At 33.6% G+C, this 6262-nt stretch carries 7 protein-coding genes and 1 pseudogene; all 8 read right to left on the minus strand.

The annotated features are described in order from the left end of the window. Positions 1-198 (minus strand): annotated as a pseudogene (locus PHC28_RS14355) (phosphoribosylanthranilate isomerase); the annotation flags it as partial. A gap of 135 nt (positions 199-333) precedes the next feature. Next, entirely contained in the window at positions 334-1119 is a 786-nt protein-coding gene (gene trpC / locus PHC28_RS14360; RefSeq protein ID WP_300102068.1) for an indole-3-glycerol phosphate synthase TrpC, read from the minus strand. Between the two features lie 4 nt (positions 1120-1123). Then, positions 1124-1810: a hypothetical protein gene (locus tag PHC28_RS14365; protein WP_300102071.1), complete on the minus strand. Its 687-nt coding sequence runs from the start codon at positions 1808-1810 to the stop codon at positions 1124-1126. A 7-nt stretch (positions 1811-1817) separates the two neighbouring features. Next, the gene (trpD, locus tag PHC28_RS14370) at positions 1818-2810 is read right to left on the minus strand and encodes an anthranilate phosphoribosyltransferase (protein WP_300102074.1); all 993 of its coding nucleotides are present in this window, start codon (positions 2808-2810) and stop codon (positions 1818-1820) included. Between the two features lies 1 nt (position 2811). Next, positions 2812-3648 (minus strand): c-type cytochrome, encoded by an 837-nt coding sequence (locus tag PHC28_RS14375; protein ID WP_300102077.1) that lies wholly within the window; start codon positions 3646-3648, stop codon positions 2812-2814. Positions 3649-3732: 84 nt separating this feature from the next. Continuing rightward, entirely contained in the window at positions 3733-4299 is a 567-nt protein-coding gene (locus tag PHC28_RS14380) for an aminodeoxychorismate/anthranilate synthase component II (RefSeq protein WP_300102080.1), read from the minus strand. A 96-nt stretch (positions 4300-4395) separates the two neighbouring features. Continuing rightward, positions 4396-5796, minus strand: a complete 1401-nt coding sequence (locus tag PHC28_RS14385) for an anthranilate synthase component I family protein (RefSeq protein WP_300102083.1) — start codon at positions 5794-5796, stop codon at positions 4396-4398. Between the two features lie 295 nt (positions 5797-6091). Beyond that, a partial coding sequence (locus PHC28_RS14390) for a YceI family protein (protein ID WP_300102086.1) occupies positions 6092-6262 on the minus strand: 171 nt, incomplete at its 5' end.

The following is a 6262-nucleotide window of genomic DNA, read 5'->3' on the forward strand; positions in this document are numbered from 1 at the left end:
GATTTTCTCTATAATTTCTTCGACAGTTGCATTTACAAAAACACCTACTTTTCGAATTGAACTTGATAATTCGGGTATGATTCCATCAAAATAGCGTGCTGATTTCTCCCAAAAGATAAAGCCCATATAATCGGGTAGGAGCGAACCCACTTCGAGTATATTTTCGGGATATTTCATCCCGCAGATTTTAATCCTCACCCCAGACTTCTCCAAAGAAGAGGGAGCCGAAGCATCTTGATTGTCTGTGTTTTTTTTCATTTTAAGTTTTTGCCACAGATTTCACAGATTTCCACAGATTTGATTCGTGTTAATTTGTGAAATTCGTGGTAAGTTTTAAATATTTAATTTATTTATAAATTCTTTAGCCGCTTCGCCAGTATTGTCCGTTTTCATAAAGTTTTCTCCGATTAAAAATCCTTTGTAACCAAAAGGTTTTAGTTCGTTGATGGCTTCGATTGAACTGATGCCGCTTTCGGAAACTTTGACAAAATCGTTTGGTATTTTGTCTGCCAATTGCTTGCTAAAATCCAAACTCACTTCGAAAGTTTTCAGGTTTCTGTTGTTTACGCCAATCATATCCAACGTTGGCATTATCGATTTTTCTAATTCGGCTGAATTGTGAACTTCCAGCAACACTTCCAATCCTAAACTTTTGGCAAATTCTGATAAAGTTTTGATTTCTTCTCTTGTTAAAACTGCTGCAATAAGTAAAATCAAATCGGCTCCGTGTGCTTTGGCTTCCAATATTTGGTATTCGTCAACAATGAATTCTTTTCTCAATAACGGAATGTTTACGGTGGCTCTTGCCAAAAGTAAATCGTCTAATGAACCGCCAAAATATTTGCCATCAGTCAAAACCGAAATCCCGCAAGCACCGGCATTTTCATAGCCTTTGACCACTTCTTCGACTGTGAAACTGTAATTAATTTCAGCTTTCGAAGGCGAACGGCGTTTGTGTTCGGCAATAATTCCTGATGTACTGTTTCTTAAATTTTGGCTTAAAGAAATCGTCTTTCTTTCAAACAATACTGATGCTTCCAATTGCGAAACCGGAATGATTGATTTTTTTAATTCAACTTCTCTTCTTTTGTCGATTATGATTCTGTTGAGTATGTTCATTTTTTTAATTCATTTTTCTTTTAATTACTAACATTTCATTTCCATTTTTCTGAAATTCATAGTCAACAGATTCAATTGATACAACGAAATCAGAATTAAAATGGTTAATAATCCCATCAAAAACCTCTGACTTTTCTGCGTTTAAATTCAATATCGGAAATATTCTTATTTCTTTACATATTCTGAGCATTTCTGTAATCGATTGAATGTGAAAATCCAATCCCAGTTGCGAATAGAGAAACAAAAAATGGGAACTTAGACCCAAATCGAAGGTTAAATCATCATATATTGTTGGATTAGGCAACTCGTGATGAATGTATCTTCCTTGTTCTTTTCCCAATTCAAAATCATCCACAAAGTTAGCCATTGCATCCATACGAATCTGCTCTAATTCTTCTACGCTCTTGATGTTTTTCCAAACAAAATTGTCCTGATTGATTCTCATTTGTTCGATAACGGTCTCTTTCGTTTGGTCAATTCTTAGTTTTAATTCGGTTTTTGAAAACTGATAAATCGGATCCAATGAAATTACAGTTTTTCCAAGTTTTGCCATTTCTGAATTGAAACTTGCTGGTCCATCCCCAAAACTTATTAATTTACCGTTTATATCGGTATCATTCAATTTGAAAATTTTGGTATATTCTTCCAAATTTCTTCCCCAAGGAACTACATTTTTTAATTCAAAAGACATATTTAATTTATTTGCTTAATTCTTGTAATTTATTTAAAGTTGCCAAGCCTTTTCCAGAAAGCAAACTTTCTTTTGCTAATTCGAAACCTTCTAATGGAGTGCATTTGGTAACAGTTGCTATTGCCATCCCAGCATTGGCACAAACCACATTATTTTGTGCTTCGGTTCCTTTTCCTGAAAGGATATTCATAAACATTTCAGCCGATTCTTCGATGGTTGTACCTCCTTCGATTTCACTTTGCAACAATTGTCGGACACCAAAATCTTCAGGTTTTAAAACACCTTCCATTTTATCAGTAATTGTTTTGGTAGGACAAGTTAAAGAAATTTCATCGTAACCATCTAACGAATGCAGAATGGTAAAATTGATGTCGGTATTTTGATATGAATAAGCGTACTTTCTAGCTAATTCGAGGTTGTAAACACCAACCAATTGGTTTTTTGGAAACGAAGGATTTATCATTGGTCCCAACATGTTAAAAAAGGTTCTCACACCTAATTCTTTTCGAATAGGTCCCACATTTTTCATCGCTGGGTGAAATAAAGGTGCGTGTAAAATACAAATACCAGCTTGGTCGATACATTTTACTAAGAAATCATTGTCATTACTGAATTTTACTCCCAGTTTTTCCATTACATTACTCGAACCAGAAATAGAAGAAACTCCGTAATTTCCGTGTTTAGCCACTTTGATTCCTGCTCCTGCAGCTACAAAGGAAGCTAAAGTTGATATGTTGAAAGTATCTTTTCCGTCGCCACCAGTTCCACATAAATCGATAGTGTTGTAAGCGGACAAATCGACACGAACGCACAATTCTAGCAAAGCTTCACGAAACCCTGAAAGTTCATCTATGCTGATACTTCGCATCATATAAACGGTCAAAAAGGAAGCAATTTGACTTGGATTATAACTTCCGTTAGAAATATTGACCAAAACGTTTTTGGCTTCTTCCTTAGAAAGCATTTCGTGATTGATGAGTCTATTTAAGATGATTTTCATTTTATAATTTCTTTTTATTTTCAGACATATATTTTAAATAATCAACAATTTCCTGCGATTGTTGTTTAGTAATTCCGAGTGTTGGCATTTTTACTTTGTTTCTAAAAGAAGCCGGATTCACGATATAATCAACGAGTTCCTTTTCTTTCCAATATTCGGTGACGCTTTTCGGTTCATTTAATTCCGGTCCCATTGTTCCTCCAATTCTGTTAATAGAATGGCAGGTTAGGCAATAGTTTTTGAATAAAACATAACCCGATTCTAATTTTCTGTTTTTTAGCGGATATAATTCTATTATTGATTTATTCAGCGGTTCCAGATACATTTTTACCAGATTATAAGGCCATTTATAGTGTGTGTCTTTATCAGAAACTGAAGGATATACAATATAAAAAGGTTCTGCATTCATTTCGTTTCCGTCCTTTAAAATGGTTTCCCAATTAGAACCTTTTGGCGCATCAACATCTTGGAATGCCAAATAGGAATTTGCATTTAAAAACAATTCCAAAGGCATTTCAGGTTTGTAACCATCAATACATTCAAAAACTATTTTGGTGTTTTTTGGATCTATTTTTGTTAAATCAATTTCATTTTTAATTAAAAGCGAAGCATTTACAGCCTTGTATTTCTTTTGTTTATGATAAACGGGGTCGTTTGCGATTGTTACAATTGTGTCTTTTCCGAGTTTGTTTTTTTTCTGTAAATCCAATAAATCCAATTTAATTTCAGTTTGGGCAATAGCTATAGCTTCAACTTTTTGCTCCTTCTTTTGATTGCAAGAAAGGAAACTCAAAATAATGAGACAAGAAATTAAGGTTTTGATTTTTACTGTTTTCATTTATTTAACCACAAAGTTCACAAAGAAGGCACAAAGTTCACTAACTTTTTTAATTACTGAACACTAAAAACTGATTACTGAACACTAATTTTTAAGCCAGTTTTCTAAAATTTTCTTTCCATTTGGAGTCAAAACACTTTCAGGATGGAATTGTACACCACGAACATCGAAAATTTTGTGGCGCAATGACATCACTTGTCCGTTTTCGTCGAAAGAGGTTGCTTCGAGAACTTCGGGTAAATCGGCATCAACAACCCAAGAATGGTAACGTCCCACTTCGAATTCATTTCCTAAACCTTCGAATAAAAGCTCATCATCAACCGATGTTTTTACCATTGTGGCCACTCCGTGATACACTTTGTCTAAATTCGAAAGTGTACCTCCAAAAACTTCTCCAATAGCTTGTTGTCCGAGGCAAACTCCAAGAATGCTTTTTGTTGGTCCGTATTTTGCAATTACAGCTTTCAATAATCCTGCTTCATCCGGAATTCCTGGTCCTGGAGAAAGTAATATTTTATCGAAATGTGCGATTTCATCAATATCAAATTCATCGTTTCTGTAAACGGTTACTTCACAATTCAAATCTTCGAGATAATGCACTAAATTATAAGTGAAACTATCGTAATTGTCTATGACTAGTATTTTTTTCATTTTTTTTTATTGAAAAATTGAAAGATTTAAAGATTGAAAAATTTTTGTATTTCTGCAATCTTTAAATTCTTAAATTATTAAATCTTTAAATTATTTTTAAATGGTTTCCGCCAAATCCAGCGCTTTATTCAACGCTAATAATTTATTATAAACCTCTTGCATTTCACTTTCTTCGTCCGAATCGGCTACAATTCCGGCTCCAGCTTGAGAATGTAATTGATGGTTTTTACTCAAGAAAGTTCGAATCATAATGGCGTGATTAAAATTCCCTTCGAAATCCATAAAACCAATGGCTCCCCCGTAAAAATTACGATTCGTTTTTTCGTAATCTTCTATCAATTGCATCGCTCTGTGTTTGGGTGCACCGCTTAATGTTCCTGCTGGAAAAGTATCGGCAACGACTTGCATTGTTGTTGCTTTTTCGTGTAAATGGCCTGTAACTTTTGAAACCAAGTGAATCACGTGAGAGAAAAACTGAACTTCTCTGTATTTTTCTACGTTTACTTTGTGACCGTGACGGCTTAAATCGTTTCGAGCCAAATCGACTAACATTACGTGTTCGCTGTTTTCTTTTTTGTCTTCAGATAATTTTTTAGCTAGAACAGCATCTTTTTCGTCATCACCAGTTCGTCTGAAAGTTCCTGCGATTGGGTGAATTTCGGCTTTTCGGTTTTTGACAATAATTTGAGCTTCGGGTGAAGAACCAAATATTTTGAAATCGCCATAATCAAAAAAGAAGAGGTAAGGAGAAGGATTGATGCTTCTTAAAGCTCTATAAACGTTGAATTCATCGCCTTTGAATCCTTGAGTAAATCTTCTGGATAAAACTAATTGAAAAACATCGCCACGATAACAATGTTTTTTGGCTAAGGCTACATTATGTTTAAATTCTTCGTCAGTCAAGTTAGAGAAACCTTCACCTTCTTTCGAAAATTTATAGGAAGCAATGTTTCTGGATTGCAATAATTGTTCAATTTCCGAAATATTGTTTTTTCCATCTAAACTGTGACAGAAAATATAGGCTTCATTTTTGAAATGGTTGATGGCAATGATGTTTTGGTACACCGCATAATAAACATCAGGAATGGTATTGCTATTTTCTTTTTTAGCAATAGTTACTTTTTCGAAATAACGAACCGCATCATAGGAAATGTAACCAAATAATCCATTATTGATGAATTTGAAATCATTTTTCTCCAATTTAAACTGACTTGAGAATTCTTGAATGATTTGAGGTACATCGGTGTTTTCATCAATTGAAAAAGTTTCGAAACTTCCATCTGGATAGGATTTATAAATGACTTCGTTTTCTATTTTGATAGTAGCAATCGGGTTGCAACAGATATAGGAGAAACTGTTGTCGTTGCCGTGATAATCACTACTTTCTAAAAGCAAACTATTAGGAAATTGATCTCTAATTTTCAAGTAAACACTCACAGGAGTAATTGTGTCTGCAAGGATTTGCTTGTAATTTGTATTTAATTTAAATGTTTTCATTTTAATTTATGTAATGTTGAAATAATTGGAGCATAAAAAAAGGCCTGTCGTGATGACAAGCCTTTTATATTTATAGTTAATACTACAGGAGCTTCGTTCACGACGTTTGACGTAAATTGTTCCACCACCAAGTATTGTTTGTATTTGTTTTCATAATTTCTTGGCACAAATATATAAATGAAATTTGATTATCCAAACAGAATGAATAAAAAACACTATTTTTTATGATTTTGTTAAAAAGTAAGCCCTAACAAGAAATTGTTAGGGCTTACTATTATTGATTTTGTAGCATATATTAGAATACCAATGAAACAGTTAAATCAAAATTATCATAGATTGCTTTGTCTCCAATGCTTTCAAAAAATGATTTTGAACCATATTTGATATCATATTTAGTTCGGTCAATTGTTAAAGTTGTAGTAGCAGTATTTCCGTTTACTGTGATGTCAAAAGTAACTGGGTTTGT

Source organism: Flavobacterium sp. (assembly GCF_028712645.1).
In the GTDB taxonomy this organism is placed as follows: domain Bacteria; phylum Bacteroidota; class Bacteroidia; order Flavobacteriales; family Flavobacteriaceae; genus Flavobacterium.

What these genes read in the sequence shown, in the direction of transcription:
- trpC (WP_300102068.1), bottom strand. Translation starts at nt 1,119, where the DNA reads ATGAACATACTCAACAGAATCATAATCGACAAAAGAAGAGAAGTTGAA.
- PHC28_RS14365 (WP_300102071.1), bottom strand. Translation starts at nt 1,810, where the DNA reads ATGTCTTTTGAATTAAAAAATGTAGTTCCTTGGGGAAGAAATTTGGAA.
- trpD (WP_300102074.1), bottom strand. Translation starts at nt 2,810, where the DNA reads ATGAAAATCATCTTAAATAGACTCATCAATCACGAAATGCTTTCTAAG.
- PHC28_RS14375 (WP_300102077.1), bottom strand. Translation starts at nt 3,648, where the DNA reads ATGAAAACAGTAAAAATCAAAACCTTAATTTCTTGTCTCATTATTTTG.
- PHC28_RS14380 (WP_300102080.1), bottom strand. Translation starts at nt 4,299, where the DNA reads ATGAAAAAAATACTAGTCATAGACAATTACGATAGTTTCACTTATAAT.
- PHC28_RS14385 (WP_300102083.1), bottom strand. Translation starts at nt 5,796, where the DNA reads ATGAAAACATTTAAATTAAATACAAATTACAAGCAAATCCTTGCAGAC.